Below are 25953 nucleotides of genomic sequence, written 5' to 3' on the forward strand. Positions count from 1 at the left end.
TGGTATAGCCAAGCCAAAACGGGATACGATATTCAGTCGAAAAAGCGAATCTCGGTGATCCGACGACCGGCAGGATGATTGGGATCGCGGGCAATCTGCACGACGACGTCGACGGCTTCTTCGATCAGATGCCTCTGAGACGGAACACCAGCTTCCTGGCAGAGCTGGTCGAGGCGAGTGAGCGCGCCTTCCGCGTCATTGGCGTGCAAGGTCGCCAAACCACCTGGGTGACCTGTTCCCCAGGCTTTTAGCAATGCCAAAGCTGAACGATCTCTCACTTCACCCACAAAAATCCGGTCGGGACGATACCGCAGGGTGAGCTTGAGCAGACGGGTCATGTCGATACCGGAATCGGGATCGGTGAGCATCTGCACGACGTTCGGCGCGTTGCATTGTATCTCCCGCGTGTCCTCGATGATGACAATGCGCTGATCAAGACCGGAAATGCGAGCCACGTAATCGGAACAGGCGTTGAGTAGGGTGGTTTTGCCGCTGCCCGTCCCGCCACTCACGACAATGTTCTTCCGATCCCGAATCGCCGTAGTTATCTTTTCGTACTGCGCGTCCGTCAAAATCCCCCGCGACACGTAATCTTCCACCGTAAAAATCGACCGCGCCGGCAAACGTATAGCAAAAGTCGGCGCCGGCGTGAGCGGCGGAATACACCCCGCAAACCGCGCCAGCAGAAACTCGGGCGGCATCGCGCCCTCCACAATGGGATGCGCACGATCCACCACCGTCTCCCGATAAGACGCCATGAGCCCCAAGAGATTGAGCGCCTTGGCCGCGGGCATGGTGGTCAACGGCGTAATCCCTTCCCCATGCCGCTCTACCAGAACCTCCCCATTATCGTTGAGCAGAATCTCAACTACCTTGGGATCCTCAAAGGCCTTGCAGATATCCTCTCCCAGGATACGTCGCATCTGCTCGATAAGCCGCGCATGCGCCTCCGCCTTGGCCTTGTCGATGGCGTGCAGGGCTGCGCCCGGCACGGGACCTGCGGGCGGCAGGAGGGCTGCACCAGGTAGAGACTCGCTCATCTGCCCGCCTCCTTCGCCTCTGCATCCATACGCTCCGTCAGGAGCTTCGCAATCCGGCGCAAAGCCCGCGGACGGTTCGCATCAAACCCCTGGGCTGCCACCTGCCGCAAAAACCGCTCGTAGCGCGTCAGCGCCGACGACTGCACAGCCTCCGCCTCATCCAGCACCGGCTCCGGTAAGTGCAACAGCATGAGCTTCGTAAACAGATCGAACATGGCCGTGAGCGTATCCACCTCCGCCTGTACCCCATCGATGCGATCGAGTAGCTTTTCCTGCCCACCCAAAAGCCGCATCTCCAACGCCCGCAAGGAAGCATCCGGCGCACGGGATAGCTCCATCCCCAACACCGCGTACTTCGCAACCAACTGGTTGATGGACCGCGCCTGACCCTGCCGAACCTCGTCGCGAATCCGCTGCGCATAAGGACCAACCAGCTTGACACTACTGGCGTACACCGGCTTATCGGGTCCTGCGGACGGCAGGGCTACGGGTCCTGCGGACGGCAGTTTTGCCCTACGCAGTGGGGCGGACGGCGGCACGCCCATCGCAGGAGAATTACCGCCCTCAGGGACAGGGCTAGACATGGAAACCCTCCTCGGAAGCTTCCAGACCGAAATGCGCCACCAAGTGGTCGACCGATTCCTGCAGCCGCTCAACCTCCCCCCGCATGGCCAGCAGGGTCGCCGACAGACGCCGCTCCATCGCCCGCGCCTCCACATCCTCCACGGACTGCGCGGCATCCATGCCCCGCATGGCGTAGTCGGCAATGAGCGCCGGACGCGACACCCCGCGCTCCTGCGCCTCCGCCTCGATGCGCTCGGCATATCGCCCTACCAGCTTGACGTTGGCCAACACCTCGGATCCCGACATGATGCTGCTCCCAAAACGCTTGCTTCGTTTTGGTATAGCGAGAGGGGGTGAAGATAGAGGAGAATGCTCCGACATCCCCTTGTGCCAAAAAAGGAATGGCCGTTATAATGACCAGTCAGACTAGATAGGAGATCAACGATGCCAGTTTGGGCATTGCAAGACGCCAAAGCAAAATTCAGCCAGCTAGTTCGCCGCGCCCAGTCGGAGGGTCCGCAAACCATCAGCGTGCGTGGCGAACCGGCAGTGGTGATGCTCTCCGTAGAAACCTACCGTCGGCTCCAACCGAACCGGCGGAGCTTCGTGGAGATCGTCCGTAGCGGTCCAGATACCCAGCTGGATCTGCACCGCGAACAGACAACCGTTCGGGATATCGAGTGGTGACCGTCGGCGGCTATTTGCTGGACACCAATATCGTGTCCGAATTACGCCGTAAACGGCCTGAGCCGAAATTGCTGCAATGGTTCGAAGCGGTCGATGACGATCAGCTGTACCTCAGCGTGCTGACGACAGGGGAAATCCGTCGGGGCATCTCCAGGGTAAAAGACCCAGAAAAACAGAAAGAACTCTCTGATTGGCTGGAAATCACCCTGCTTCCCTGGCTGGGTTCCCATCTTCTGTCCGTGGATCGGCATGTCGCCGACGTTTGGGGCAACCTGTGTGGAATCGCCGATCGTCCATTACCAACGATTGACAGCCTGTTGGCGGCAACCGCCATGGCCCATCATCTCGCACTGGTCACCCGGAACACATCCGATTTTCAATTCCCCGAATTACCGATTATCAACCCCTGGGACAGCAATTTACGATGACCATCACCGTTATCCTCGCCATCGGCACACGGCGCGGCCAGGCCGAGACCTGGATTCAGCGCCTACCCGAGCGGTTCCCAGCCCTCGACATCCGCACCATCGGAAAGCATGCAATCGACAATATCGCAACAGGGGCGAAGGAAAGCGATGCAGCCGTTTTCGTGATCGACACGCCCTACACCGATATCGAGGAATTCCGACGGGACGCGAAAAGCATCCTCACGCAGGGGGCGGAAATCTTCCTGGAGTATTTCCCTGCCGAACCGCTCATCGTCCTCATCCAGAACGACCAGCGCAGCGGACAACTCCTGGGAGCGGAGGAATTGCGCGAGGACCTGCGGAAGTTACAGGAGTCGAGGCAGTACGAACAGGCGCTTGATAAAGCCGAAGCGGAACAGGCACGAAGCCGAGCGATGGCAACCGTATAGGCTGCTACTTGATCGTCCTTGAAAAGATGACACCGCTGGCAATTCGGTTCCCAAAGCAGCGCCTTGATGGCTGACAAAGAGATAAGAAACTGATGCTGACCCAAGATAATCTGGCCGACCTGCTTAATGCGCTCGGTTTCGAGAAGAAAGGCGCGATTCATCGCAAGCTGTTCGGCTCAGCCGTCCTCGAGGTGAACTTCGCCAAGAAGGAAATCCATTATCCGGAGGCGGCAGGTTTGATCATCAATGAGCGGCAAACCTGCAACTTCGACGCCAACGAAAATTTCGTTGTGCTCGAATGCGTACACCGTCTGTTGGAAAAGGGCTATAAGCCTGAGCACATTGAACTAGAGCCCAAGTGGAAACTGGGTCGCGGTGCCAGCGGCGGGTGCGCCGACATTCTGGTCAAGGACAACGAAGCCAGGCCCTTGCTGATCATTGAATGCAAGACAGTCGGGACCGAATTCAAACGCACCTGGAACAAAACCCTGCAGGATGGCGATCAGCTATTCAGCTACGCGCAGCAAATCAGCGAAACCCGGTTTCTATGTCTTTACACCTCGGATTTGGATGCGGGCACGGTCAACTACACCAGCCACATCATCGCGCACCGCGACAATGACAAATATCTTGCTGATAACCCACTTTTCAAGAGCTTCAAGTCGGCAACGGACGTGAAAGATCGCCATGCCGTTTGGCGCGATACCTGCAAGCTCGATTACACAACCAAGGGAATTTTTGAAGAAAACATTCAGCCATACCATATCGGCAAGGACAAATATTCGGTAGCGGATTTGCACGCCATCTCGGCCAGTGATCAGCAGAAGAAGTATCACGAGTTCGCCACCATCCTGCGCCAAGACAATGTGTCCGGCCGTGAAAACGCCTTCGACAAGCTGGTCAATCTGTTTCTGTGCAAGCTGGTCGATGAAATTGAAAACCCATCAGACCTGAAGTTTTACCATGATGCGGCGTAAAGCCCCTGCCTTTAGGCATGGGGATATGAGCCGCACATCTTGCAATGCCTTGTAGTATTGCTATGCTAAGCATGTGGCAACACTGGTCAAGACCATCAAGCTCCCCTTTCTACGCCTGAACCAAGCCAAGGCGGAGGAGTTTGTGCGTCTTGAGCGGATAAACACAGACGTTGCCAATCGCATCCTGGCGCTACCCAAGGAAGAACGTCGCAAGCTCACCAGCAAGAGTTTTGCCGATGTGGAGATCGGCAGCGCCTGGATCAACCAAACCATCCGTAACGCTAACGCCAAAACCAAGACCAAACGGTTTCGGCGGCTTCCTCTGGAAACCAACAACCAGAACTGGACGCTGCACCGTGTGGGCAATACGTTCAGCGTCTCATTTGGCTTGCTGCGTGGAATCAAGAAGCGGGTCCCGCTACAGGTTCATGTTGCCTCGCACCAGCGTTTGTTGGAAGCGTTGCTGGATGGGAAGGCCAAAGCCGAAAGCATCAAACTCTCTCAATCCCGCCGTGGGATCTGGTACGCCTTGATTTCGGTGTCGATGGAGGTTCCCGACGCCGCGAGTACGGGCCGCTGGATTGGCGTGGACAGAGGATAGAATGTGCCGATGGCGGCGGCGACTCCAGACGGGCCAGTGGTCTTTTGGAAGGCGGCAAGGATACGGCACATACGCCGGGTTTTTGCTGAGCGCCGGAAGAAACTGCAAAGTCTTGGGAAACATATGGCGGTCAGGAAACTCGAAAACCGCGAACGGCGCATTGTCACGCATATCAACCATTGCATCAGCAAGGAACTGGTGGCGATGGCCGTTCGCCTTGGGGCGGGAATCCGATTCGAGGATTTGTCCAGCATTCGACAGACCACGAAGCAGCGGAAACAAACCAAGTCGGATGCAGGACAAAATCGAGACTATTGGCCGTTTTATCAGCTGGAGACGTTTGTGCGCTACAAGGCCTTGGCCTCTGGCGTAGCGGTGGACAAGGTACGTCCCCACTACACCAGTAAAAGCTGTCATCGTTGTGGCGCGTTAAACAAACGTCATAAACATGCCTACGTCTGCACCCGGTGTGGACATAAGGCGCACGCCGATGCCAACGCCGCGATGAATATCCGGGATTGGTATGGGCTGTGCTGCCCGTTGGTCCTTGAGGTTCCAGGGGGCGGGCCGCATGAACCGGCCCCAAACCCGATAAGCCAAGCTGCGGCGTTTGCCGCAGCGTAACGAGAACGGGAATCCCCTGGTTTTAGCCATGGGGAGGTTCAAGACCTGGGTTACCTCAAGATGGTGCAGCCAAGGCTGACTTTCGTTTCTTTGTTCGATGACACTGAAGACGTATGGCAGGATGAGGATTTTCGCCTGGTGCAAGATTTGTCCACTGTGGCTCGCTGGTCGCGCCCGGACGAGTTCGAGACAGATTTGCGGGCAGCGTGAGTGATCAATAGTGCGCTGCCCCTACCAGTGCTTCCTTCCCATGCTTGTCCATCGCCACATGCGCCGTAAACGCCGAAAAACACTCCATGGAATGCGCGCCAGGCAATCCGCCATCACCCTTTTCCCAGAATACCTTGGGCTTCCATCCTGGTTTGCCCAAAAACTTATCCCCAATGCGTTCATAAAAAACCGGCATGCAAACGGAACCATTCTTCAGCAAGGATTTAATCGATATGCCCAGCTATCTCCCCGAAAATTCGACCGGAAGCATCGCGCAAGCACAGAACTCCAGAACGATGCGTCGCTCCGAAGCCATACGGAGAATCCCTGCTCCTCAACCCATCAGATATCCGTCCGCTTTCTTGAATCACGGTTAACCAATGCTGGAGCGGGCGGAGTCCACAATTCGCTTCATAGATTCTGCCTTCTTGCAAAGATATAGTTGTTCAGCTTTTTTGCGTTGAGCGGATGTTAGTTGCATTTTTACTCCGACAACAAAGCGATACGGATTCCCAAGAGACAGGATATCTCGGCGAACAACGGTAACGACAGTTTCGCAAACGCCGCAGTCAGGTATCTCAAATTCAGCCAAAAGCGTTTCTCCAAAAACAAAAGCTTCATCCGTATAAAAACTGGCTCCGGATGGACTAAAATCGTGCAACCTAGCGATTGTCGATCTCCCGTCCCGCCGCCGCAGGAAAATGAGTCCATCTATCAAGACGCGCCTATCTCTCCGCGTTTTTCTCTGATAGATTGGGCCACGCGGCAAAAAACAATCCTGCCCGTGATGTCGATTCTGAAAACTCGACAGCCCCATGCTTATATGTCCACTATGTTCAATAACAAATAACGCCTGTCGATAGACCTCATCACCCAACAGATTTCTGCGAAGCGGAGTAAAATATAGAATTTGGTGAGCCGTGTCACAACCTTCAAAGAGGTATGGGTGTCCACTATCGTTGCGATCTGCCGAATAAATAACTGCCGAACCTCGCCCCTCAGTGCAAATCTGGCTATCGCTAAAGGCCATAGAGGTCTGAAATCCGGCAATCAGGATCTCTAAGTAGGACGCCAGATCTATCTCTGCTCTAAAAGGTAGCAGCATGCCTAGATCGGTATCCACATGTGTGGTAATCATAAGATCGTTCTATCCTGCATAGATAATTGCGTTATAATAATACCCAAAAAGTGTGTAGTCGGCCGTAACAGATGCAGGAAATGGTAGCCATGCCCAGACCCTGGATATCTACACAGCCATACCAATACCAAGCTATTGCACATAGGGCTCTCTCACTCCGTTACGCTGCCTGTGCGCATCAGCACTGGACTACTGTTGCCCACTATTGGCGAACACGCTTCTGAAAATATGAAATACAAGCACCATTGACCGTTATAATATCGCACCTTTAACCCTCCCTGTTTTCGGACATTGAATTTATGAAACTTAGTTACTACCGAAACTTGTACAGTTTCTTGTTCGCCCGGACCCAACATCTCTCGTGATATTGGCGAGCGGCAATTGTTAATCCCAGCAAATACGTTGGTTTAGATCCATCCACTGGTTTCCAATAGGCGCAACCACAAATAAATTTCTGACATATTGACCCTTATTAACCAAACAGGATAACGCCCATCCATCATCGTCCAAGTCTCAGGCCATCTTTTACACTTTTCAGCGCAGTAATCACGCTACTTTCCATCTCCTTCAGTACGTTTCGGCTTTGTTGCTGTTGCTGTGCGTCGCTCTGGATCAAAGCAGTAAGGAACTGTTTCCCGGCAAGGTGGAGATCCTGGTGCAGCGTCGCGATTGCCCGAAACTCCGGGCGGTTGCCGAGCTGCTCCTGGCCCAAGGTATCGTACCACTGGCCACAGGCACAGTGATGATGGTCGGGGAGCTCCTCCGCACGCGGGGTGGATACCGGCAGACTCGCTTGTTCCAGGATATTGGCCACAAAGAGCTCATGATCGCCCGTGCCCGCTTCAATGGACAAGGTGCCGGCGATTCCGCTCAGGCTCTTCAAGATCGTGGCCAGTTTTTGGGTGACGGCTTCTGCACCTTCTGCCCGATTTCGCGCCTTCGTGCTCGATTCACCCATAGTGGTTGTGGAGCTGCTGATGGTGGCAATATTCTTTTGGACCTCTTCGGTGGCCTCCTGTACGCGTTTGGACAGGTTTCTAACCTCATCGGCGACGACCGCAAAGCCTCGCCCTGCTCCCCAGCCCGGGTGGCCTCGATGGCAGCATTGAGAGCGAGGAGGTTGGTCTGATAGGCAATCTCACGGATATTCTGGGCATTACCCCGGATCGCTCCGACCTCTTGCTTCAGACCCTCGCTCGGCCTGTGATTCTCCTGGATCAGGCTACCCACCTCATGCACCGAATGCTCGACATCCTGCATGGAAGCGAGCGTCTCGCGAGCGGTCTTGGAAAGGGTCTCGGCATTTCTTTTGGCGTTGTCGGAAATTTCCGTCACCGACTGCTGGATGAACGCCGATTTCTGTTCCGCGGCGGTAACATCCTTGGCCACTTTGGGCCAACCTGTACATGCTGAGGAGATATCTCCTGGCCGCGTAGGGAGTGGTGTGCCCAATATCCAAAAACTCTCCAGAAAATGGGGGGATTCGCGGGATGAATGACCTGATAGCAGCGCACTTGGGTCAATATTGGCGGAAAGACGCACCTTTTTAGGCTAGGTCAGAGTTTCCTTTGATGACCATCTCGACGGCCCCGTCCGCAGCCTGGATGGACATATATTGTACCTCAAAAACAAGGGTGTACCGGTTTTCGTTCGCCGCTCAAAGATCCCTCGCTGCGGCTTGCCTGCAGCGAGATCTTCCCAGAATTGCTGGTAGGCTGGGCTCTGAGCATAGGCCAGCTCGCAAAGTATCCAATGGCTGCCCAATCAGCTCGGAGTGTGTATAACCCGCCGCCTGCAGGAAGTTCCCATTGGCATCCAGAATAGTGCCGTTGGGGGTAAAGGCGATGATAGCCGAGGCCCGGTCGATACTCTGCCAGAGCTGTTGCAGGGTGGTATTGTCTATATTTTGAAGGTTCATGCGTTTTCTCCGGATTCCAGGGCGCGGGAAAGGGTCTGAGCCAACTCTTCAGGGACGAACTTCGCAACGTAGCCATCGGCACCGACGCTGTTGGCGTGCGATTCGTTGGCCGAACCAGAAAGAGAGGAATGGATAACGACTGGAATGTTTCGGAGCAGATCGTGTTCCTTGATTTTTCGCGTCAGGGTAAAACCATCCATTTCCGGCATTTCAAGATCCGTCAGAACCAGGGCCACCCGATTCCGAATCGGAATATCGGCCGCGCGCACCTCACGCGCTATCGCCTCCAAACGTTCCCAAGCTTCCTTGCCCGTCTTCGTTGCAATAAAGGGAAGCTGCAATTTTTTGAGGGTCTTCTCGATCTGGCTTCGGGCCACGGCTGAGTCATCGGCGTAGAGCACGACCGATCCGGGTGGTATCTTGACTTCGGGAGCGTGCTGCATCTCATCACCGGCGTGAAAGCGTGCCGGCAGTACCAGGCGTAGCACCTGTTCGACATCCAGAACCAAGGCCAATCGGCTATTTTTCTCATCCTCATCAATGCGCGCGAGGCTGGTCACAAGACTCCCAGCGGCTGAAGTCTCGGCAGAAATCACCCGATTCCAATCGAGGCGACGGATCTCTTCCACATCCTCCACCGCAAAACCTTGAATGGAGCGTTCGTATTCCGTAATCAGTAAAATTTTGAGCTCATCGGGAACACAACCCACCACCGAAGGAAGATCTACGACCGGTATGATTTGACCGCGAATGCTGGCAACTCCGATGACATGCTGAGGCGCTCCCGGCATCGGAGTGATCTTCGGCATCACCAAGGCCTCCCTAACCTTGAACACGTTAATCCCAAATATTTCTCGCTCACCCGACTGCTGATCCTTCCCCAAGCGAAAAAGGAGCAACTCAAAACGATTGGTTCCTGCCAGCTGCGTCCGCTCGTCAACATTCTGTAATGTCGTACTCATAGAATCCCCCTTAATTCTCAAAACACCACCTGCAAATGACTAGTATTCTCCCGCGAGCAGTTGTGCGCGCTTAAACACCAATCGCCCTTGCTAGGTTTACTAATGCGGCATCAAAACGATCTCGGTTGTTCACTAAATTAGCTATCAGATCCCGACGTTCCGTTACGGATAACGATCGATCAAGGATCTTACAGGCTAACTCGTGTACCGCTCTATGCGGCGCTTCCAGTTCTTGAAACTCCTGCAAACTGCCAAAAGCCTTTTTTCCGTCCCTATCGTACCATTTACCCAATCGGCATTGATGATGATTCGAGGGTAATGGCAGATTCTCACAGGACATAGAAGAGTCCTTTTTTTCAGCCTCATCGATCGCGACCTGAACAAAATGCTCATGCGTCTCCGATGTTGCCTTTAATTGAAGAGCGGTTGTCATTAATCTTAGTTGATGGACTTTCTCTCCGAGATCGTTCACAACGCCATCTATCACCGATGATTGTTCGCTGAGCACCGTTTTTTGATCGGATATTTTTTTCCCCACGTCCTGAAGCTCTGAAATGTTCTTATGAATGTTGTCTGTTGCGGTGCTTACCAAACCCGACAAGTTACGAACCTCATCGGCAACGACGGCAAAACCGCGTCCATGCTCGCCTGCACGCGCCGCTTCAATAGCTGCATTGAGTGCCAACAGATTGGTTTTATAGGCAATCGAACGGATATCTTGAATGGTCGCCTCCATTACCTGCAACTGTTTGTAAAGCCGATTAACCAAAGTTTCATTTTCCCGCACAAGCGAGTTCGTTTCTTGAGACGCCACAGCGATCTCATGAACAATACTTTCAATAGATTCGGCCGATTGATCCACCTGAAATGTTACAGAACGCATACCCTCGATGGAGTTGTGCAGTTTCTCTTCCAGGGCATCGAGACTCTGAACCTGATGTTTGGCATGACGAACCGCATCTAATACGGAAGAATCATGTCCTAACTCTTCGGCCAATCGATGCTCACAGACGTCCACATCGTTTTGGTTTGAACAATTGAGGTATTCGGCTATCAAGTCCAGTATTTGAATGTTAGATTCCATAATATCCCCTGACTGAGCGGTAATCGCTGAAACTATAAGGTATGCATACAACCTATGGTAATAGGTGACTTATTCAATATCGCGGACATTTGTCGCCACCCTGCTGAGGACAGCAGTGACTACGCTTCGTGCCCGCGAGATTAATCAAAGTTCACCTTTTCATTTACCGTCTACTCGACCTACAGGCAACGCTTCAAACCAGTCAAGGAAACGCTGAACGTGCTCACCTTGATAGATTGCCCCATGCTGTGGACATAGGTATTGAACATCCAATTGCCTTACCCGGTCACACCAATCACGCTTAGCCTCATTGGACGGCATCCAACGCTCATGGAAATATTTAGCGTGAGCGATATGCTCACCAAAGGCCTCCGGACGACGTCGATCCAAGAACGCCGAATGTCCTTTGGGTAACAGTGCGGCTCCGACATCCCCCGAGAAGAGCACTTTCGCCACTGGATCGTAGACATGGAAATTTGCTGAAGAGTGTAGATAATGTGCCGGAAGTATCTGGAGTGTCTGACCACCGATCCTGATCTCCATACCCTCATCGGGAATATCCACAAAAGTGGCATCCAAGGCTCCATAGTGGCGAATAAATCCGTCCCAGAGTTTGGGAATGTACCATTGAATCTTCGGGTTGCAGGCATTCCAGAGTGGTAGGCTAGAGGCGATGTCCGGATCCTGGTGAGAGACAAAGGCAGTCCGAATGGCGTCGGGCGGAATGGCTTCTACAACAGCGGCGAAAACCTGAGGGAAGATCTCGAATCCGCCCGGATCTAAAATGAGAGCCTCCCCATCCGACTCCATGACGTATATGTTTGAATCGATGACGCGCTCTTCGTCTTGGTCGTAAACAATCCACCAACGATGTTTGCCCAACTGAACGACGGGTGCAGATTTCACGACAATACTCCTCCCAGGATGGTATGGAACTGACGAATACCGATGGAAACGGTTTGAATAGCTTGGCCCATATCCGCCGATACTCGATTAAGCGGGGCTCCTACGCTCTCGGATAACGCCGCTTCGATACGCGCATTTATGACCACATACTCCTGCTCAGCTACTCGCGCCTCCAAGACCTCAACAGACCGCAATAATTGCAATAAAATCTCGTGCGCTTCTTCCTCATCTTTACGGACACGAGACCTCCACTGGTCCCGACTTTGCGTAAGTCCCGCACAGCAATTACGTCCACAAGATGAGAGAACCTCCAGATTCATGCTGGCGAGATAGTATTGATGCTGCACAGCCCGCATCTGCACTGCGATCAACCGCGGGAGGATAGCCCGCATATCGGTAGCCGCTGCTTTGAGCGAGTTGGCCTGCTCCCGGAAGGCTTGAGCAATGACGCCATATCCGGCCAAGACTGTCCCATGCCGCTTGACAAGCACCAAAGCGTTAAGAGCACGGCGATCGATCTCACGTAATGATTGCTCCAATGTCCGGTCTAGAGCATAGGCCGCATTAACTAGGCGCATGACGGTACTGACGTGCATCAGGCCACCCCCCGTTTTGGTTCTGCTTGACTGTGTTTCAAGTTCGCAATATCGAGAATGAGGACCACTTCTCCCTTTCCCGAGAGAGTCGCCCCTTGATACCAGTGGCTTTCGGAAAGAAAATCGATAGGCTTAACAACCGAGTCTTCATTTCCAAGCACCTCCGAAACCACCAGTAGTCCGCGCTCAGTTAAAATGCCGTCCGTTGGTTCCGTTCCCAGCTGTATAGGGCGCTGATGCAAGATCTCTCCGAGATCCACAAAAGGGACGATTTGCTCGGGGCCAGCTTGATATAGCGCCCGGCCTTGAACCTGATATAGGCGTTGAGGATCCACGTCGATGAGACTGGAAACAGAGGAAATAGGAATCGCATACACGTCGCGGCGCAAGCGCAGATACAAGACCGGAAGCACCGCCAGGGTCAATGGGAATTCCATCGCGATGGTTGTACCGGTACCTAAGTTTGTATGCACATCGAGCCGGCCTCGTAGACTTTGGGTGGTTTTCTTTACAACATCCATGCCCACACCTCGTCCAGAGTACTCTGTGACTACATCATTTGTAGAGAAGCCCGGGCGAAAGATGAGGTCTATGGCGTCACTTTCGGTCAAGCGTGCAGCCTCTTCCTGCCCGATCAATCCTTTTTCCACAGCTTTTTGCTTAACCTGTTGCGCATCGATACCGTTGCCATCGTCGCTTACTTCGATGCGGACCTTATCTCCCAGGTGGACGGCGGAAATCCGCAGTGTAGCTATTTCGTTTTTCCCCAACATCACCCGATCGGCAGGCGTTTCGATACCGTGATCGAGGCTATTACGGACAAGATGGATCAAGGGCGCAGAAAGTGCGTCTACCACTTTTTTATCAATTTCAACATCTTCACCAACGAATTGTAAGTTCACACGCTTCCCAAGTTGGCGGGAAACATCGCGGACCACTCGGGGGAGTTGCTGAAAAAGTCGTTTGCAAGGCTGCATGCGCAGTCGCATGACAGTGCTCTGCATATCGTTGACCGTTAGGTCCATCTCCCGCGCAATGCGCGCGAGATCCTCGTGTTCCCCGATCGTGGTTTGCATGGCTGAAAGGAAACGATTACGCAAAAGCACCAATTCACCGACTTGGTTCATTACCGAATCCAGACGAGCAGACTCTACCCGCAAAGTGCTCTCTGGCGTCTCCGACGTCGAGCTGGGCCGCTCAGTTTTTACGGCAGCAACCGAAGTGACCGGTGCGGGAGCCGTGGCTTGGGGCAAAGCGCCAGGTAACACGGCAGTGGATGCGACCTGAGAATCCATTACTCGTCTTTCGGCAGGAGGCACCACACCTGGCGCCTTATGCCCATAGAGCGCATCGAGCACTTGCTCAAATTCCTCATCGCTAATGGTATCGGAGGCAGCATCATCCCCGGCTTTTGAGGCGCTCTCAACGCATACCGCACCCTTGTCCTTGCCTTCGCTTACTCGCTCGACATACACGCCGACCTTTCCATCGGGTTTAAGCTTCTGCCAAGCCTGCAAGGTGCCACTCTCGGCAGATTCCACACCGGTGGGCTGCTCAGCAATGGGCCGGACGTTCTCGCTTGCGCTTTCTGGAGGGGAAGTATGCACATCCTCAACAGAGGCAAGTGCGCAGATTCGCTGTCCCAGATCGCTTGGCCCAGGGTTGGGATAGACTCCCCGACCAAGCTCATCCAACATGCACTGGATGACGTCCAGCCCCTTCAAGATCACATCGATCGTTGTCGGAGTAACCGGCAAAACGTGAGACCGCAGTTTATCCAGCAAATCCTCCAGATGGTGCGTCCACTCCACCAAGGCGTCAGCATCAAGAAAACCCGCACCGCCCTTCAAGGTGTGGAACGCGCGGAAGAGCGAGGCCAGAACGGCATCGCTGTCAGGGGCGCATTCAAGAGCCAGCGCGTCACTCTGGGCCTGCTCCAGTAGCTCACGTGCCTCAGAAACATAATCTCTAAGAATATCGGGATCCATGCTCATATTCCCAACTCCGCCAACAAGGCATCCACGTCATTTTGACCAAAGCTTGTCATTGCATCGGCCGAAGCGGGGATATTTTCTGCTGGAAGCGAATCAATACCGAGATCTTTTACCGTTCGACAAATCCGTTCTTCTACTGCACCCAAAAGCGTAATCGCCTTCTTAAGCCGTTGCCCAGCCAAGTCTTGTCCCTGCTGACTGGCCAGAATCGTCCCAAGAGCCTGGTCGATACGATCCAGATAACCGTCAATAAAGACTCCATCAGCGTTACGGATATCCGCCAGGGCTTCCTGTGCTCTTTCGACGCCGGACAGCGTCGTCATCGCCTGTTCTTCCGTCAGCCGCAAGGCCTCCTCCAACGGAGATTGCGCCGTTGGAAGATCCGACTGCACCTGGGCAATACGTTTCATGCCCTCTCGCAACAAACGCTCTGTTTCCCGGAGCAATTGCAAAGTCTCATTCGTTGCCAAATCCGTCATGGTCAAGCTCCTTGTAGCCGTTTGAAAATAGCATCGAGCTTCTCCCGCAAAGTATCCGCGTTGAACGGCTTAACTATATAGCCATTCACGCCGGCTTGAGCGGCCTCAATAATGTTCTCACGCTTTGCTTCGGCAGTAACCATGAGCACCGGGATCGCGTGCAGCGCACTGTCTGCGCGAATTGCTCGCAAAAGATCTATGCCTTGCATGTTCGGCATATTCCAATCAGTCACGACAAAGTTAAAAGGCTTGCTGCGAAGCTTCTGAAGCGCATCCACCCCATCTTCTGCTTCTTCCACCTTATTGAACCCCAGCTCGCGCAAAAGATTGCGCACAACTCTACGCATAGTCGCAAAATCGTCCACAACGAGGAATTGGACTTCTTCTTTATTTACATTTTCAATTGCCACTCTGTACAGCCTCCTCCCCCGGTTCAGAAATCGTATCGAGCATCACGGTCTCCGACTTCGGGTACAATAAGTTCGGATAATTGATGTCCAGGAACTGCGCGAGGTACTCGCATAGTTTTAACTCGCTCCGCATAACAGCCGTGGCCTTCGCTCGTGTACACTGAATAATCTCCTCAGTCTTATTTAAACATTCCAAAACATTCCGCATGTCGTCATTAATCCTACTAGTCAGCGAAAGTCGCGATCTGGCAGTGGACGATAATCCAGAAGCACCATCGAAAAGGTCGGCCATCGCCGACGAAAGCATCTCAACTCTCTCACTATCCGCCTGGCCATCCTTGATACGTCCATGAATAAGACTACGGAACTCAGCGACATAAGATGACGCTGAAACAGTCTGAGAGTGGACCTTCTGAACCCATAAGCAAATGTCGTCCGTTGCTCCACGGGTCTTAATAGCCAATTCGCGCACCTCGTCTGCAACTACTGCAAATCCCCAGCCAGACTCACCGGCTCGAGCAGCTTCGATAGCAGCGTTAAGACCCAACATGTGGGTCTGCCTTGCAATCTCTTGAATAACACCAATGATGCTATCTATATGCTCACTCGCCGCGACGATATGAGCAATCGATCCTGCTATGTGTTCGACCGGCTGTTCAAACGCACGAATTGTATCTATGGTATTATTACAAACGTCACTATTTGATTCTGTCAGAGCTTTGGCCTGAAGAACACCGCTGGCAAACTCTTCGACCAGGTGGAAATCGCGTTCGACGGTTTCCACAATCTCACCCAAAGATGCATTAATAGACACCAAATGATCCCGACAAAAAGTCATTCGTTCCGAGAGCCCCGATGTCTCCGCCACAATATTCTGGCTCTCGCAAATCTGCAAACGTATCGCAGATGACGTCTTCAGGCTCATCCTTTGGAGCTGATCCGCCAACATATTCATTGCATCAGCAATCCCACCAACCGTATTTACCGTCTCCAACGGTAGCGTCGCCATGTATTTTCCATCGACGATGGATCGGATGGCACTCTCCACTCGTTTAAGATGTTGTTCGATCCTGCGTACTGTGAAACTCCCCAAAAACCAGATCACAGAAATTGCCAGAAACCCAGCAAAGATCAGAGTCCAAAACATCCAGTCATAAAAACCCGCTGAACTGGAAGTCTGCCGGGATAATACTCGTTTTTCGGAAGTGATTGCGCGCGCCCAACGCATGCGCAGTACCTTGAACAATGGCCTTAGATGATTATAATATACGTACCGTGCAGTGTGGATATGCCCACGCTCAACCAAGTTCACCACACTATTCAGACGGGAATTAACCTTAGATAAAGTTAAACCGAGCGTAGGTAGCGCCTGGTTCGATATCACACCCCCTATCCGATCAACCTTTGTTGAGAGGCGGTATAGATTCGCCGTTCGTTCCAACGTACATGCAGTATCACAGCGGCCTGCAACCAGCAGGTGCGTTTCCGATACCAATTCATCGAAGAGTAGCTCGGATCCGTACAGTCTATCTATAGATCGTTGTGCCGAGGTCTCGCGTTGAAGGTGCACGTTCAAAGCATATAGTGCCAGCAGTGCTAGCAGGGTCACAACGACTATGGCGCCGATGGCAAACCATCGGAGCACATTTATTCGTAGAGACAGATGCCATCGGCGAGACATTAGCGTGTACCAGTCGATTAAAAATAATTTCTTAGTCCATACCACCCTACACATTAAGTCCCGATAATAGGGCTGTGAGCTTTTTCTCCGTAGCCCGCGCAGCGGCATTGGCATTTCCCAAAACGTCAACTACCGCTTCAAGTGCAGCCTGCTCTTGAGCTAAATGTTGAAATCCATCGGCAATGCCTGCCTGAACTTCGGAGTCCATATCCGCCACGCCTTGCGCGATTCCCTCGATTTCTCGCGCGGCCTTATTTGATCGCTCCGCCAACTTCTTAACTTCATCAGCCACGACTGCAAACCCACGCCCCTGTTCGCCCGCGCGAGCGGCTTCAATAGCCGCGTTCAATGCCAATAGGTTAGTCTGTGCCGAGATTTCTCGCACGCTCGCCGTCAGTGTTGTAATGGATCGTATACGAGCGAGAAAACTATGCACTAATTCGTCCAGCCGACGTATAGCTTGCTCCACTAAATCCATCTCCCCAATCATCTCCGATAGGTACGCATTGCTTGCCCCAACCTGTTGCAAAGCTTCACGAGCTAACTGCAAGCTTCCTTCCAACTTGCCAAGCATATCCTCCATTGTATTCGAATTGGTAGAATTATCGTCCATGGTCATCTCCGTGTATTATGCCTAATAAAAGCAATTTTCCGCTGCACCAACGCGTCAATGGTTTTCATAATAACCGCAGTATTTGCCTGGACAAATATAGTGACGCGACGATTTTCGATCAACGCTTTGTTAATCAACTTCGGTGAATAAGGAACTGCGGGATGGGTCGGGCCATATCCCGTGGCGCGCAGCAAATCTGGACGAATACCATCGTGCAAGAAGCGATTCAATACCGATAGCGACCTAGCAACCGACAAATACCAGTTAGAGGGATATCGGGCGGTGTGTATCGGCACCCTATTTGCGTACCCATCTACAGCAATAGGATAATGAAATCTACTTAGAATCTTACCTATTGCATCAACTATGGCAAGCGCTTTGGGCTGCAATCGGGCGCTGCCATTTTTAAACAGTACGTCTGCATTGATCCGAATCCGCGTTCCAGTCGGGGTAGCAATAACGTGGATTTCGTGCGCTTGAATTAACGGCGCCAGAGCTTTGCGCAACTCGGAGCGCATTCGCGCCATGATTTGGGTTTGCCGTAATATAGCGCTCCTAATAGCAGGCGGCACCGCAACCAATGGAATGGGGCTCGGGAGATGGTGAAATGGTTCGTTGGCTTGTGGTGGCGCGACGCGAACAACCGGAGGTTTGCCGCCGAACGCCATATTTACGGACCGCTCAAAACCCTCAACTTTCGCCTTATTAATCTGTGAAATTGAGAACATAACAATAAAAAACGCTAATAACAGAGTAATAAAATCAGCATAGGATATAAGCCACCGCCCACTTCCAGCTGCCGCATCCTGGCTTTTACGTTGGTGCTGCTCAAGTTCCTCCAGATCGTCTTTCTTGCTCATGCGGGTTCCATTGCGGTACTGTCTTCTGTTTCTCCCGACTTTTTGTTTGGCAGGTAATAACTCTCTAGAATAGTCCGTAACTCCAAGGTATTTATCCCAGTAACGATACCATGCAGCGCATCCATGAAAACATTTCTAGCCACTAGTTGCTCAGCAATAACCGTACGTAAGCGGTTGGCGGTGGGGATACAAAAAACGTTAGCGAGTACCAATCCATATACCGTAGATACGAATGCCGCGGCTATTCCCATTCCCAACTCGGATGGATGACTAAGATGATGCATGACCTCGATGAGCCCGGTGACGGCACCCATAATGCCGAAGGTGGGAGCATAGCCTCCTGCGGCTTCGAATAGTCCAGCTGCCATCATATCGAGCTCGGTTTGGGTATGCAGACGCAGACGTAAGGTACGCATGATGGTGGTCGTACCTGTGCCGTCTACTGCCATACGTAAGCCATTGCGCATAAATGGATCCTCAATATCGTCAATTAAAGCGTCCAGCGATAGTAATCCGTATTTTCGAGATTTGTGCGCCAATTCGATCAGCTGTTCGATAAACACGCTGGGTTCATAATAGGGTGGAGTGATCGCCCACCGAGCATGGCCAAACTGCGAACCACAACGCGCAAGGGATGCTGCACGACGGTGGCACTGATCGTGCCCCCGAAGACAATGCATAGGGCCGCGAGGTTTACAAACGATAGAGGGCTCGTCCCATCAACAAGGCCGGCTCCAATCAGAGCCATGACGCCGCCAAACAAGCCCAACGGATACAATGCATCCAATTTACTTTTCTCTGTTTTTGACTTTTCAGCATCCGTGTTGACGTTATCAGCATTTGACATGATTATCTAATTTCCCAACTATTGTAAAATGAGCTTAGTGATATAGACGTGCACTTTTACGAGGCGCGGGTTGGTACTGATCGCGTGGCTTATTTTCTTAGCAACAAGCATACGAACCTGCGTACGCAGCGCGCTACTTTTCTCGACATCGCCGAGATCTTTCATGTTCAACAGAGTAGACAGGATTTCCGCACGTATTTGCGCATCGTGCTGAGCCATCCAGGTCTTTGGGAGGGCATGCAATGTTGTCACTTTGGCGGATAGCCCGAGAACAAGAAAGGTGGAGTTGCCCCCCGGCTGCGGTACGGCTACCGTTGTCTCTGGTAACGCGAGAATCGCGGTATGTCGCAAATGGATGGCAGAGGACTGGGACGGAGGCACGCTCTGGCGTTCCAGTATCCATCCTGCCCCAGCTGCGCCAAGCGCGGCGATAGTACCTGCGATCAACCAATACTTTTTCTGCATCCATCTCCCTCGTCAGCGAATTTCAACGGCACTTTTCACCTGAATCTCCCCTGGTACTTCCGCAAAGCCGAGCACAGGTACCACGATCCCGGCCGAGCGAAGCCACCCAGACAGCGCATAGCGGATAGCATCGCGGACGAGAATGACCGGACGCATCGACTGGCCCTCCATCTGTGTAACCGCCTGCCTTACAGCCTGTGTAAGGTGCAGCAAGACCGACGGTTCCAACGTCGGTGCAGTGCCGGCCGCTGCTGCCGTTTGTATGGCAGTCTGGAGCACGGAATCCATCTCAGGGCTCATCACCGCAGCCTGAAGCGGCGCACCACGATCCCTACCTAGCAGCAAATCCGTTACGATCTGCCGTCCCAACCTAGAACGGATCATTTCGACTAATTGTTCGGTGGGAAGATTTTCCTTCCCGTCCTCCGCGAGGCTTTCCAAAATTGCCGTGATATCGCGCAGCGATACCTGCTCCCTCACCAGGTCGCGCAACACCTTGGTGAGTTTCGGAGCCGTCACGATACGCGGAATCACGGAATCGAGTAACTTCTCATTCCGCCTGGCAACGACATCGAGCAATTCCTGAGTTTGCTTCAACCCAAAGATGTCGGCTAGATGTTTCTGCAGAACCTCGTGCAAGTGCGTGGTCACCACAGTCGCCGCATCGAGTACCGTATACCCCAGCAGCTCCGCATCGTCGGCGCGCTCCCGCGCAATCCAGAATGCTGTTGCGCCGTACACAGGATCGGTTGTGCGTGAGCCTGAGATCGGCGGTGTGTCCGAACCCGAAGGAATCGCCAGCAACTGGTCTGCGTGCACTTCTCCATGCGCCTCTCCGATCCCATGAATTTCGATGCGGTACCCTCCTGGACGCAACGTAAGATCGTCAGTAACATGAATCGCCGGCAAAACAAAGCCCGCGCTTTCCGAGATTCTTCGACGTAAAAGATTAAGCCGCTTCTGTAACTCTCCATCCTTCTGCATGAGCGGAATCAATTGATAGCCAATGGCTAATCCTATGGGTTCGACTCGCTTTAACACCCGGGCGTCAATGGGCTCTTCAACGACAGCAGGAGCCTCGGCCGCTGTGGTAGCGGATACCTGCTCAGCTTCCCGCACCTTTGATCTCTGGAGCACGTACCAGATGCTACCCGTGAGCAAGGCGTATAACAAAAACGCCCAATGTGGCATCCCTGGAATAATTCCCGTAATCCCTAGAATGATAGCCGTAACCAGTAACCCATAGCGATTATCGTAAAATAACTGCCTGGAGACCAGGTGTCCCATTTCCGCATCATCGCTTCCGCGACTGACGAGCAATCCCGCTGCAATGGATATCACCAAAGACGGAATCTGCGCGACCAGTCCATCGCCTATGGACAACAACGTATACGTGTGCGCGGCGCTGGATAGGCTCATACCATGTTGGAAAACACCAACTATAAGACCACCAATCAGATTGATGATAATAATCAGAATGGCAGCAATCGCATCACCTCGTACGAATTTGGAGGCACCATCCATACTCCCGTAAAAATCTGCCTCTGCAGAAATGAGTTCACGGCGTTTTTTTGCCTGCTCCTGATTGATCATTCCCGCATTCAAGTCTGCGTCGATCGCCATCTGCTTGCCAGGCATGGCATCCAATGAAAAACGTGCAGTCACCTCAGCTATCCGGGTTGACCCCTTGGTGATCACAACGAAATTAATGATAACTAAAATCGCAAATACGACGATGCCTACCACGTAACTTCCGCCAACGACAAATCGACCGAAACTTTCTATCACCACACCGGCCGCCTGATCGCCACGATATCCGTCCAACAGGATTACGCGAGCCGCTGCAACATTCAAGGCCAGACGTAGGAGCGTTGCAATCAATAAAACCGTTGGAAAGGCGGAAAAATCTAAAGGCTTTTTGGTGTAGAACGCAGCAAACAAGATTAGCAAGGAGAATGTAATGTTGAAGGTAAACAGAACGTCAAGCAGAATCGGCGGCAATGGTACCACGATCATGGTAAGAATCATTACCAGAACGATTGGACCTAGCAAGGTTTGTAGATTCGACCACTTCGATTTTACAACCGAGGCGTCTGTCTTCGTAGTTACTGTTGCGTCCCTCACGAATCCTCAACTCCTATCTCGCGCGCGAACTCAACCCCTAACCGTTTGCCCAAGCCTGTATGTTCCCAATCCTTGGGTAAAGGCTTGTTCCCAATTTTTGCTTCATGCAAGTGATCAATATAGGCTAGCACAATCGCGACGGCTTCATATAGCCCGGCAGGAATAAGGTCACCGATATCGCATACTTTATACAACGATCTTGCCATGGACGGCGCCTCCAGTATTGGTACGCCATGTATTTTGGCAATTTCACGTATTTTCAAAGCAATTGTATCGATCCCCTTAGCCGTTACAATGGGGACGGTCATCGATTCTGTGTATCTCAGGGCGACCGCGTAATGCTCCGGGTTAATCAACACAACGGAGGCCTTCTCAACGGATTTCATCATGCGCATGCGGGCGATTCGTCTTTGCAAACGCCGTATACGCGATTTGATTAAAGGGTTTCCATCCACCTCTTTGTGCTCATCCTTGATGTCCTGTTTGGACATCTTTTGACTTTCCAGAAAGAAACGCCTTTGCAAAAACCAGTCGATTGCCCCAGGCACTAGAAGTAACGAGGCAAAGATAAAAAAGTCCTTAACTAGAATAGCGGCACCAAGGCTGATAGCACGTCTTGGTGGTATATCTAGCAATGCAAACCAAACTCCTTTCTGCCCCCAAACGATAAGCCCCATACATACTCCGAGAAGACCGGTCTTTACTGAGTCTTCCCACAAGACCGAGAAGCCCTTCTTAGTAAATGGGCGTTTTAGTCCGCTAGTCCAGGAGAGCCGATCCCATTCCCAAAGCTTTCCCGGACTCCACACCCAGCCACCGACGAGCAAAATACTCGCGATGGCCGATACCAAGATCACACCCCCAAACATCAAGAAAACTACAAATAGAGGCGCAGCCTCCTGTAATATCGTACGCTGCCAATCGGCGCGAAAATGCAATGACGATACCGAAAGTCCGACTACCATCCGACTCAAAATTTCCGTTCCCCAGGAACCCGACGCAGCCCAGAGCAACGCCGTCGCAGCGAATAGTACTAAACTGGCCGTCCAGTCCTGAGAGCGGGGAACCTTCCCGTCTTTCTTGGCGTCATCGAGTCGTTTCTGCGACGCCTTTTCGGTTTTTTCTTCTGCCTCGGACATGTATCAGTTCCTCACATATAAATTCTTAGTAAAGAAAAAGAATATGTGATTAACCGCGGACGGAAAATACGGTATTAGCATCAGCAATCCAAAGAACCCTGCCACAATCAAGGCAGGGAATCCGATTGCAAAAATATTAACTTGCGGCGCAATTCGCGCTATGATTGCCATGCCTAAATCAACCACCAGCAACAGTAAAACAACGGGTATTGCTATTAGCACCCCGTCGGTGAAAATCGCTTGACCAAGATTTGCCCAATAAAGCCAATTCCACGATGACCAGGTATATCCTATCGGAATTGCTTGAAAACTTTCTGTAAGGACTTGGATCATCCCAAGCATTCCACCGTCGGCAATGAGAAAAAAGATAACAGCGAATTCAAACAACATACTCAACGTATTATTCTGCTCCCCATATTGCGAAGATATGGTAGTAGCGAATCCGAGGCCCATGGAAATTGCAATCCAGCCAGCGGCAACCTCGAAGGTTCCAACCAGAAAACGGAAGACTAGGCCGAGTGAAATTCCAATGACGACCTGTGCGAACAGTATTATTATCGCTCCACCCATACCTGGCCATGAAGGCAGAGATGAGAGGGCGGGCAGTATGGCCCACGCACAGACCAGGCCGAAACCGAGTCTCCACAATGTTGGCAACCAACTGAAGGAAAACAAGGGTGCTGTAGCGATGAACGCAAGTATCCGAGCAGTAGGCCAAACAATCAATTCTACTAAATGATCGGCCTGCGCTTGTGTGAAGGCGAGCATCCCTGCGGTCATGGCAGTAAGATCCTCGCCGTTTCTTGGAACCATCGCGCGAAGTGATCGGCAAATCCAAGCCAGCCAATTACCAAGATTCCGATAACGAATAGCAATTTAGGGATAAATGCGAGGGATACGTCGTTCCAATGTAGCCACGATTGCAGCAATGTGATTCCTAACCCAACGACCATCGTACCGATCGCGATCGGTAACAGAGCCATCAGCAGGAAATGCAAGGCGCTGGTAAATAGCACGACACCTTCCGATGATGTCACCATTTCGTTCTCAGATGGCGATTAGCCGTATGATTATCATGAATCGCTTGCTCTCTACGACGCGATTGTTCTGCCGCACGCGCCTCACGGCGTTTGGTAAGGCTCTGCATTCGTTTCTGTTCGAGGCGCTCTGCCTGCAAATGGCGATATGCGTCCTCCCGGGTTCTTTCCACCTGCTCTACCACGCGTCTCTGCGTGTTCGCAACAGATCGTACGGTATCTTGAAAGTGCTGCACTCCCGACAACAAAAAAGCTGGGCACCCGGAGCTTTCTTTCATCCACTCTGCTGAACGAGATTGAATCTGCAAAATATATTGGTCCATAGTTGCCAATTGACCTTTCGCATAGCCAAGTCGATGTTCCTGCTCGGCAGCCTGACGCGCTGCCAACGCCACCCGATGAGCACTGTATCGATCTAATACGTCCCAGACATTCATCTCACGGTTCCTCAACTAGTTGGCGTAGTGCTGAAAGACTGGCGGAGAAATGGGACGATTCCTCTGGATGTTGCCGCAAGAAATCCAAAATTGCGGGATACTTCTGCATTGCCATGTCAAGAGTAGGATCGCTTCCCTGACGGTATGCGCCTATGGCAATCAGATCGGACTTTTCCCGATAGTTTCCCCACCACGACATAACCCTTTGGACCAGCGCCAAGTGTTCCGTGTCAACGATGCTACGCATAACTCGACTCGCGGAGACTGCCGGGTCGATCGCCGGTAGCACCCCCGCTGCAGCCAAATCCCGCGACAGCACGATATGGCCATCCAGAATGGAACGCGCCGCATCCGCCACGGGGTCTTGAAGATCATCCCCTTCAGTCAATACCGAATAGAATGCCGTAATTGCCCCATTCTCCGCAGTGCCGGCCCTTTCCGTCAACACGGACAATGTCGAAAATACGGAAGGTGGGTACCCTTTTGTTGCTGGCAATTCGCCTGCCGTTAAACCCACTTCTCGCGCAGCCATGGCGTACCGGGTCAGCGAGTCCATAATAAGCAAAACTCGTTTCCCTTGGTCTCGGAAGTGCTCAGCTATGGCGGTTGCGTATTCCGCCCCGCGCATTCGCAAGATTGGCGGAGCATCTGCCGTCGCAACCACCAACACTGAATGCGACAGACCATCGCCGAGAATATCCTCCACGAATTCCCGCACTTCACGTCCGCGCTCACCTATGAGGGCTATCACAACGACGTCTGCCTGGGTATGTCGTGCCATCATCCCCAACAGCACACTCTTCCCCACCCCACTCCCAGCAAACAGTCCTATGCGCTGCCCCTCGCCTACGGTCAGGAGCGCATTAATGGCTCGCACACCCACGTCCAGCGGTTTGACAATACGCGCACGATGTAAAGGGTGTGGAGCGGGTTGTCGCAAGGGACGACGCTGCGTTGCTAGCAATGGACGACCATCCAGAGGACGACCCTGTGCATCGATTACCCGCCCCAGTAGCGCATCACCGACCGCAACCATGGAGTCCTGGTCTGCCAGAATCACCGACGCACCAGCAAAAACCCCTCGCAACCCGCCGAACGGCATGACCGCAGCGCGGTCGCCGTGGAAACCGATAACCTCACCTAGGCGCCACCCCTCTGGGGTTTCGATCCGCGCACCCTGACCAATCATCGCCGGGACGCCAACGGCCTCCAACGCAACTCCCATCACACGAAGCACGCGACCGGATGGAGACAGCGGAAACATCACATCGAGGCTCGCCGACAAGTCTTCGAGATAGCGCTGCGCAATAGTTAGACTTTTTGGGGGCGATGCGGTGGATCGTGTCATCCGCCCCCCTCCAAGATGCGCGAAACGACCTCAGACCATCGAGTCTCGATCCGCGCATCCCATTCTTGGGCTGCAACGACGCCGTCAAATCCCTCCGGCCATTGCACACGCACGCGCACGCCGCCCAATTCCATACGAGCATCGGGGTGCAGGTTCCACGGAGCTATGCTCGAATCTGGTGTACGGGAGGTCTACAACTAGCTTGAGGAGGGTGGCGCACTGTTGCTAGAAAAGGGTTTCTGGATCCGATTCGCAACGAATGAGGAGTGCGCCATGCAAGAGAGTACTGGTNNCCAACGCAACTCCCATCACACGAAGCACGCGACCGGATGGAGACAGCGGAAACATCACATCGA

General features: G+C 52.8%; 31 protein-coding genes and 2 pseudogenes. 6 read left to right on the forward strand and 27 right to left on the reverse strand.

The window, feature by feature from the left end; all coding sequences use genetic code 11:
* Nucleotides 1-32: 32 nt before the first annotated feature.
* From trbB to ACAty_RS09325, 3 genes are read right to left on the reverse strand one after another with little or no spacing between them, the layout of a single operon-like run.
* A complete protein-coding gene (gene trbB / locus ACAty_RS09315; RefSeq protein WP_004872984.1) occupies nucleotides 33-1040 on the reverse strand; it encodes a P-type conjugative transfer ATPase TrbB in 1008 nt (335 codons plus the stop codon).
* Nucleotides 1037-1624, reverse strand: a complete 588-nt coding sequence (locus ACAty_RS09320; RefSeq protein ID WP_226824369.1) for a hypothetical protein — start codon at nucleotides 1622-1624, stop codon at nucleotides 1037-1039. The genes trbB and ACAty_RS09320 overlap by 4 nt, the downstream gene beginning before the upstream one ends.
* Nucleotides 1617-1910, reverse strand: a complete 294-nt coding sequence (locus tag ACAty_RS09325; RefSeq protein WP_004872987.1) for a hypothetical protein — start codon at nucleotides 1908-1910, stop codon at nucleotides 1617-1619. Before ACAty_RS09325 ends, ACAty_RS09320 begins: the two co-directional genes overlap by 8 nt.
* Nucleotides 1911-2048: 138 nt before the next feature.
* Here ACAty_RS09325 and ACAty_RS09330 point away from each other — a divergent pair, with 138 nt between their 5' ends.
* The 6 genes from ACAty_RS09330 (at nucleotide 2049) to ACAty_RS15920 (ending at nucleotide 5349) form a co-directional block, all read left to right on the forward strand.
* Nucleotides 2049-2291, forward strand: a complete 243-nt coding sequence (locus ACAty_RS09330) for a type II toxin-antitoxin system Phd/YefM family antitoxin (protein ID WP_038472114.1) — start codon at nucleotides 2049-2051, stop codon at nucleotides 2289-2291.
* Entirely contained in the window at nucleotides 2285-2719 is a 435-nt protein-coding gene (locus ACAty_RS09335; protein ID WP_198408160.1) for a type II toxin-antitoxin system VapC family toxin, read from the forward strand. The genes ACAty_RS09330 and ACAty_RS09335 overlap by 7 nt, the downstream gene beginning before the upstream one ends.
* Nucleotides 2716-3147, forward strand: coding sequence for a hypothetical protein (locus ACAty_RS09340; RefSeq protein WP_004872993.1), 432 nt, complete (start codon nucleotides 2716-2718; stop codon nucleotides 3145-3147). The genes ACAty_RS09335 and ACAty_RS09340 overlap by 4 nt, the downstream gene beginning before the upstream one ends.
* Nucleotides 3148-3239: 92 nt before the next feature.
* Nucleotides 3240-4124, forward strand: a complete 885-nt coding sequence (locus ACAty_RS09345) for a type I restriction enzyme HsdR N-terminal domain-containing protein (protein WP_004872994.1) — start codon at nucleotides 3240-3242, stop codon at nucleotides 4122-4124.
* Between the two features lie 73 nt (nucleotides 4125-4197).
* Entirely contained in the window at nucleotides 4198-4725 is a 528-nt protein-coding gene (locus ACAty_RS15915) for a hypothetical protein (RefSeq protein WP_004872996.1), read from the forward strand.
* A 9-nt stretch (nucleotides 4726-4734) separates the two neighbouring features.
* Nucleotides 4735-5349 carry an RNA-guided endonuclease TnpB family protein gene (locus ACAty_RS15920; RefSeq protein WP_051620788.1) on the forward strand — a complete coding sequence of 205 codons (615 nt, stop codon included), beginning with the start codon at nucleotides 4735-4737 and terminating at the stop codon, nucleotides 5347-5349.
* Nucleotides 5350-5563: 214 nt separating this feature from the next.
* Here ACAty_RS15920 and ACAty_RS09355 read toward each other — a convergent pair whose 3' ends face one another.
* The 24 genes and pseudogenes from ACAty_RS09355 to ACAty_RS09460 form a co-directional block, all read right to left on the reverse strand.
* A complete protein-coding gene (locus tag ACAty_RS09355; RefSeq protein ID WP_153801827.1) occupies nucleotides 5564-5779 on the reverse strand; it encodes a hypothetical protein in 216 nt (71 codons plus the stop codon).
* 153 nt (nucleotides 5780-5932) lie between these two features.
* Nucleotides 5933-6697 carry a PilZ domain-containing protein gene (locus ACAty_RS15455; protein WP_082179270.1) on the reverse strand — a complete coding sequence of 255 codons (765 nt, stop codon included), beginning with the start codon at nucleotides 6695-6697 and terminating at the stop codon, nucleotides 5933-5935.
* Between the two features lie 499 nt (nucleotides 6698-7196).
* On the reverse strand, nucleotides 7197-7580 hold the full coding sequence (locus ACAty_RS15925) for a CZB domain-containing protein (RefSeq protein ID WP_038472118.1): 384 nt from the start codon (nucleotides 7578-7580) through the stop codon (nucleotides 7197-7199).
* 27 nt (nucleotides 7581-7607) lie between these two features.
* Nucleotides 7608-8239 (reverse strand): annotated as a pseudogene (locus tag ACAty_RS16690) (methyl-accepting chemotaxis protein); the annotation flags it as partial.
* A gap of 115 nt (nucleotides 8240-8354) precedes the next feature.
* A complete protein-coding gene (locus ACAty_RS16760) occupies nucleotides 8355-8615 on the reverse strand; it encodes a PAS domain S-box protein (RefSeq protein ID WP_038472122.1) in 261 nt (86 codons plus the stop codon).
* On the reverse strand, nucleotides 8612-9577 hold the full coding sequence (locus ACAty_RS09375; protein WP_038472124.1) for a chemotaxis protein: 966 nt from the start codon (nucleotides 9575-9577) through the stop codon (nucleotides 8612-8614). Before ACAty_RS09375 ends, ACAty_RS16760 begins: the two co-directional genes overlap by 4 nt.
* 70 nt (nucleotides 9578-9647) lie before the next feature.
* Nucleotides 9648-10010, reverse strand: coding sequence for a CZB domain-containing protein (locus tag ACAty_RS16765; RefSeq protein ID WP_404813530.1), 363 nt, complete (start codon nucleotides 10008-10010; stop codon nucleotides 9648-9650).
* A gap of 45 nt (nucleotides 10011-10055) precedes the next feature.
* Nucleotides 10056-10661: pseudogene (locus ACAty_RS16770) on the reverse strand (methyl-accepting chemotaxis protein); the annotation flags it as partial.
* A gap of 159 nt (nucleotides 10662-10820) precedes the next feature.
* Nucleotides 10821-11567, reverse strand: coding sequence for an oxygen-binding di-iron domain-containing protein (locus ACAty_RS09385; RefSeq protein ID WP_038472128.1), 747 nt, complete (start codon nucleotides 11565-11567; stop codon nucleotides 10821-10823).
* Nucleotides 11564-12163 carry a hypothetical protein gene (locus ACAty_RS09390; RefSeq protein ID WP_038472130.1) on the reverse strand — a complete coding sequence of 200 codons (600 nt, stop codon included), beginning with the start codon at nucleotides 12161-12163 and terminating at the stop codon, nucleotides 11564-11566. Before ACAty_RS09390 ends, ACAty_RS09385 begins: the two co-directional genes overlap by 4 nt.
* A complete protein-coding gene (locus tag ACAty_RS09395; RefSeq protein WP_004873005.1) occupies nucleotides 12163-14157 on the reverse strand; it encodes a chemotaxis protein CheA in 1995 nt (664 codons plus the stop codon). The genes ACAty_RS09390 and ACAty_RS09395 overlap by 1 nt, the downstream gene beginning before the upstream one ends.
* Complete coding sequence (locus ACAty_RS09400) at nucleotides 14154-14636, reverse strand: hypothetical protein (RefSeq protein WP_004873007.1); 483 nt, start codon at nucleotides 14634-14636, stop codon at nucleotides 14154-14156. Before ACAty_RS09400 ends, ACAty_RS09395 begins: the two co-directional genes overlap by 4 nt.
* Before the next feature lie 2 nt (nucleotides 14637-14638).
* Nucleotides 14639-15046: a chemotaxis response regulator CheY gene (gene cheY / locus ACAty_RS09405; RefSeq protein WP_004873008.1), complete on the reverse strand. Its 408-nt coding sequence runs from the start codon at nucleotides 15044-15046 to the stop codon at nucleotides 14639-14641.
* Nucleotides 15036-16274 carry a methyl-accepting chemotaxis protein gene (locus ACAty_RS09410; RefSeq protein WP_038472132.1) on the reverse strand — a complete coding sequence of 413 codons (1239 nt, stop codon included), beginning with the start codon at nucleotides 16272-16274 and terminating at the stop codon, nucleotides 15036-15038. The genes cheY and ACAty_RS09410 overlap by 11 nt, the downstream gene beginning before the upstream one ends.
* Nucleotides 16275-16773: 499 nt before the next feature.
* Entirely contained in the window at nucleotides 16774-17346 is a 573-nt protein-coding gene (locus ACAty_RS16315; protein ID WP_004873011.1) for a methyl-accepting chemotaxis protein, read from the reverse strand.
* Nucleotides 17343-18200: a flagellar motor protein MotB gene (locus ACAty_RS09420; protein ID WP_038472134.1), complete on the reverse strand. Its 858-nt coding sequence runs from the start codon at nucleotides 18198-18200 to the stop codon at nucleotides 17343-17345. Before ACAty_RS09420 ends, ACAty_RS16315 begins: the two co-directional genes overlap by 4 nt.
* A complete protein-coding gene (locus ACAty_RS09425) occupies nucleotides 18197-18763 on the reverse strand; it encodes a MotA/TolQ/ExbB proton channel family protein (protein ID WP_169737316.1) in 567 nt (188 codons plus the stop codon). Before ACAty_RS09425 ends, ACAty_RS09420 begins: the two co-directional genes overlap by 4 nt.
* 302 nt (nucleotides 18764-19065) lie before the next feature.
* Complete coding sequence (locus ACAty_RS09430; protein ID WP_038472136.1) at nucleotides 19066-19512, reverse strand: hypothetical protein; 447 nt, start codon at nucleotides 19510-19512, stop codon at nucleotides 19066-19068.
* A gap of 12 nt (nucleotides 19513-19524) precedes the next feature.
* The gene (flhA, locus tag ACAty_RS09435; protein ID WP_004873016.1) at nucleotides 19525-21636 is read right to left on the reverse strand and encodes a flagellar biosynthesis protein FlhA; all 2112 of its coding nucleotides are present in this window, start codon (nucleotides 21634-21636) and stop codon (nucleotides 19525-19527) included.
* Nucleotides 21633-22775 (reverse strand): EscU/YscU/HrcU family type III secretion system export apparatus switch protein, encoded by a 1143-nt coding sequence (locus ACAty_RS09440; RefSeq protein WP_004873017.1) that lies wholly within the window; start codon nucleotides 22773-22775, stop codon nucleotides 21633-21635. The genes flhA and ACAty_RS09440 overlap by 4 nt, the downstream gene beginning before the upstream one ends.
* 3 nt (nucleotides 22776-22778) lie before the next feature.
* Nucleotides 22779-23555 carry a flagellar biosynthetic protein FliR gene (locus ACAty_RS09445; protein WP_038472138.1) on the reverse strand — a complete coding sequence of 259 codons (777 nt, stop codon included), beginning with the start codon at nucleotides 23553-23555 and terminating at the stop codon, nucleotides 22779-22781.
* Complete coding sequence (locus ACAty_RS16775) at nucleotides 23552-23815, reverse strand: flagellar biosynthetic protein FliQ (RefSeq protein WP_082179272.1); 264 nt, start codon at nucleotides 23813-23815, stop codon at nucleotides 23552-23554. Before ACAty_RS16775 ends, ACAty_RS09445 begins: the two co-directional genes overlap by 4 nt.
* Nucleotides 23809-24249: a flagellar export protein FliJ gene (locus ACAty_RS09455; protein ID WP_038472142.1), complete on the reverse strand. Its 441-nt coding sequence runs from the start codon at nucleotides 24247-24249 to the stop codon at nucleotides 23809-23811. Before ACAty_RS09455 ends, ACAty_RS16775 begins: the two co-directional genes overlap by 7 nt.
* A gap of 1 nt (nucleotide 24250) precedes the next feature.
* Nucleotides 24251-25597: a FliI/YscN family ATPase gene (locus tag ACAty_RS09460; RefSeq protein WP_004873019.1), complete on the reverse strand. Its 1347-nt coding sequence runs from the start codon at nucleotides 25595-25597 to the stop codon at nucleotides 24251-24253.
* Between the last annotated feature and the right edge of the window lie 356 nt (nucleotides 25598-25953).

The sequence above is a fragment of the Acidithiobacillus caldus ATCC 51756 genome, assembly GCF_000175575.2.
GTDB classification, from domain to species: domain Bacteria; phylum Pseudomonadota; class Gammaproteobacteria; order Acidithiobacillales; family Acidithiobacillaceae; genus Acidithiobacillus_A; species Acidithiobacillus_A caldus.

Bases quoted from the DNA above. Each gene is read 5' to 3' on its own strand.
- trbB (WP_004872984.1), bottom strand. From the start codon at position 1,040: ATGAGCGAGTCTCTACCTGGTGCAGCCCTCCTGCCGCCCGCAGGTCCC.
- ACAty_RS09320 (WP_226824369.1), bottom strand. From the start codon at position 1,624: ATGTCTAGCCCTGTCCCTGAGGGCGGTAATTCTCCTGCGATGGGCGTG.
- ACAty_RS09325 (WP_004872987.1), bottom strand. From the start codon at position 1,910: ATGTCGGGATCCGAGGTGTTGGCCAACGTCAAGCTGGTAGGGCGATAT.
- ACAty_RS09330 (WP_038472114.1), top strand. From the start codon at position 2,049: ATGCCAGTTTGGGCATTGCAAGACGCCAAAGCAAAATTCAGCCAGCTA.
- ACAty_RS09340 (WP_004872993.1), top strand. From the start codon at position 2,716: ATGACCATCACCGTTATCCTCGCCATCGGCACACGGCGCGGCCAGGCC.
- ACAty_RS09345 (WP_004872994.1), top strand. From the start codon at position 3,240: ATGCTGACCCAAGATAATCTGGCCGACCTGCTTAATGCGCTCGGTTTC.
- ACAty_RS15920 (WP_051620788.1), top strand. From the start codon at position 4,735: ATGGCGGCGGCGACTCCAGACGGGCCAGTGGTCTTTTGGAAGGCGGCA.
- ACAty_RS15455 (WP_082179270.1), bottom strand. From the start codon at position 6,697: ATGATTACCACACATGTGGATACCGATCTAGGCATGCTGCTACCTTTT.
- ACAty_RS16760 (WP_038472122.1), bottom strand. From the start codon at position 8,615: ATGAACCTTCAAAATATAGACAATACCACCCTGCAACAGCTCTGGCAG.
- ACAty_RS09375 (WP_038472124.1), bottom strand. From the start codon at position 9,577: ATGAGTACGACATTACAGAATGTTGACGAGCGGACGCAGCTGGCAGGA.
- ACAty_RS16765 (WP_404813530.1), bottom strand. From the start codon at position 10,010: ATGACAACCGCTCTTCAATTAAAGGCAACATCGGAGACGCATGAGCAT.
- ACAty_RS09390 (WP_038472130.1), bottom strand. From the start codon at position 12,163: ATGCACGTCAGTACCGTCATGCGCCTAGTTAATGCGGCCTATGCTCTA.
- ACAty_RS09395 (WP_004873005.1), bottom strand. From the start codon at position 14,157: ATGAGCATGGATCCCGATATTCTTAGAGATTATGTTTCTGAGGCACGT.
- ACAty_RS09400 (WP_004873007.1), bottom strand. From the start codon at position 14,636: ATGACGGATTTGGCAACGAATGAGACTTTGCAATTGCTCCGGGAAACA.
- ACAty_RS09410 (WP_038472132.1), bottom strand. From the start codon at position 16,274: ATGCGTTGGGCGCGCGCAATCACTTCCGAAAAACGAGTATTATCCCGG.
- ACAty_RS16315 (WP_004873011.1), bottom strand. From the start codon at position 17,346: ATGACCATGGACGATAATTCTACCAATTCGAATACAATGGAGGATATG.
- ACAty_RS09420 (WP_038472134.1), bottom strand. From the start codon at position 18,200: ATGAGCAAGAAAGACGATCTGGAGGAACTTGAGCAGCACCAACGTAAA.
- ACAty_RS09430 (WP_038472136.1), bottom strand. From the start codon at position 19,512: ATGCAGAAAAAGTATTGGTTGATCGCAGGTACTATCGCCGCGCTTGGC.
- ACAty_RS09440 (WP_004873017.1), bottom strand. From the start codon at position 22,775: ATGTCCGAGGCAGAAGAAAAAACCGAAAAGGCGTCGCAGAAACGACTC.
- ACAty_RS09445 (WP_038472138.1), bottom strand. From the start codon at position 23,555: ATGACCGCAGGGATGCTCGCCTTCACACAAGCGCAGGCCGATCATTTA.
- ACAty_RS16775 (WP_082179272.1), bottom strand. From the start codon at position 23,815: ATGGTGACATCATCGGAAGGTGTCGTGCTATTTACCAGCGCCTTGCAT.
- ACAty_RS09455 (WP_038472142.1), bottom strand. From the start codon at position 24,249: ATGAATGTCTGGGACGTATTAGATCGATACAGTGCTCATCGGGTGGCG.
- ACAty_RS09460 (WP_004873019.1), bottom strand. From the start codon at position 25,597: ATGACACGATCCACCGCATCGCCCCCAAAAAGTCTAACTATTGCGCAG.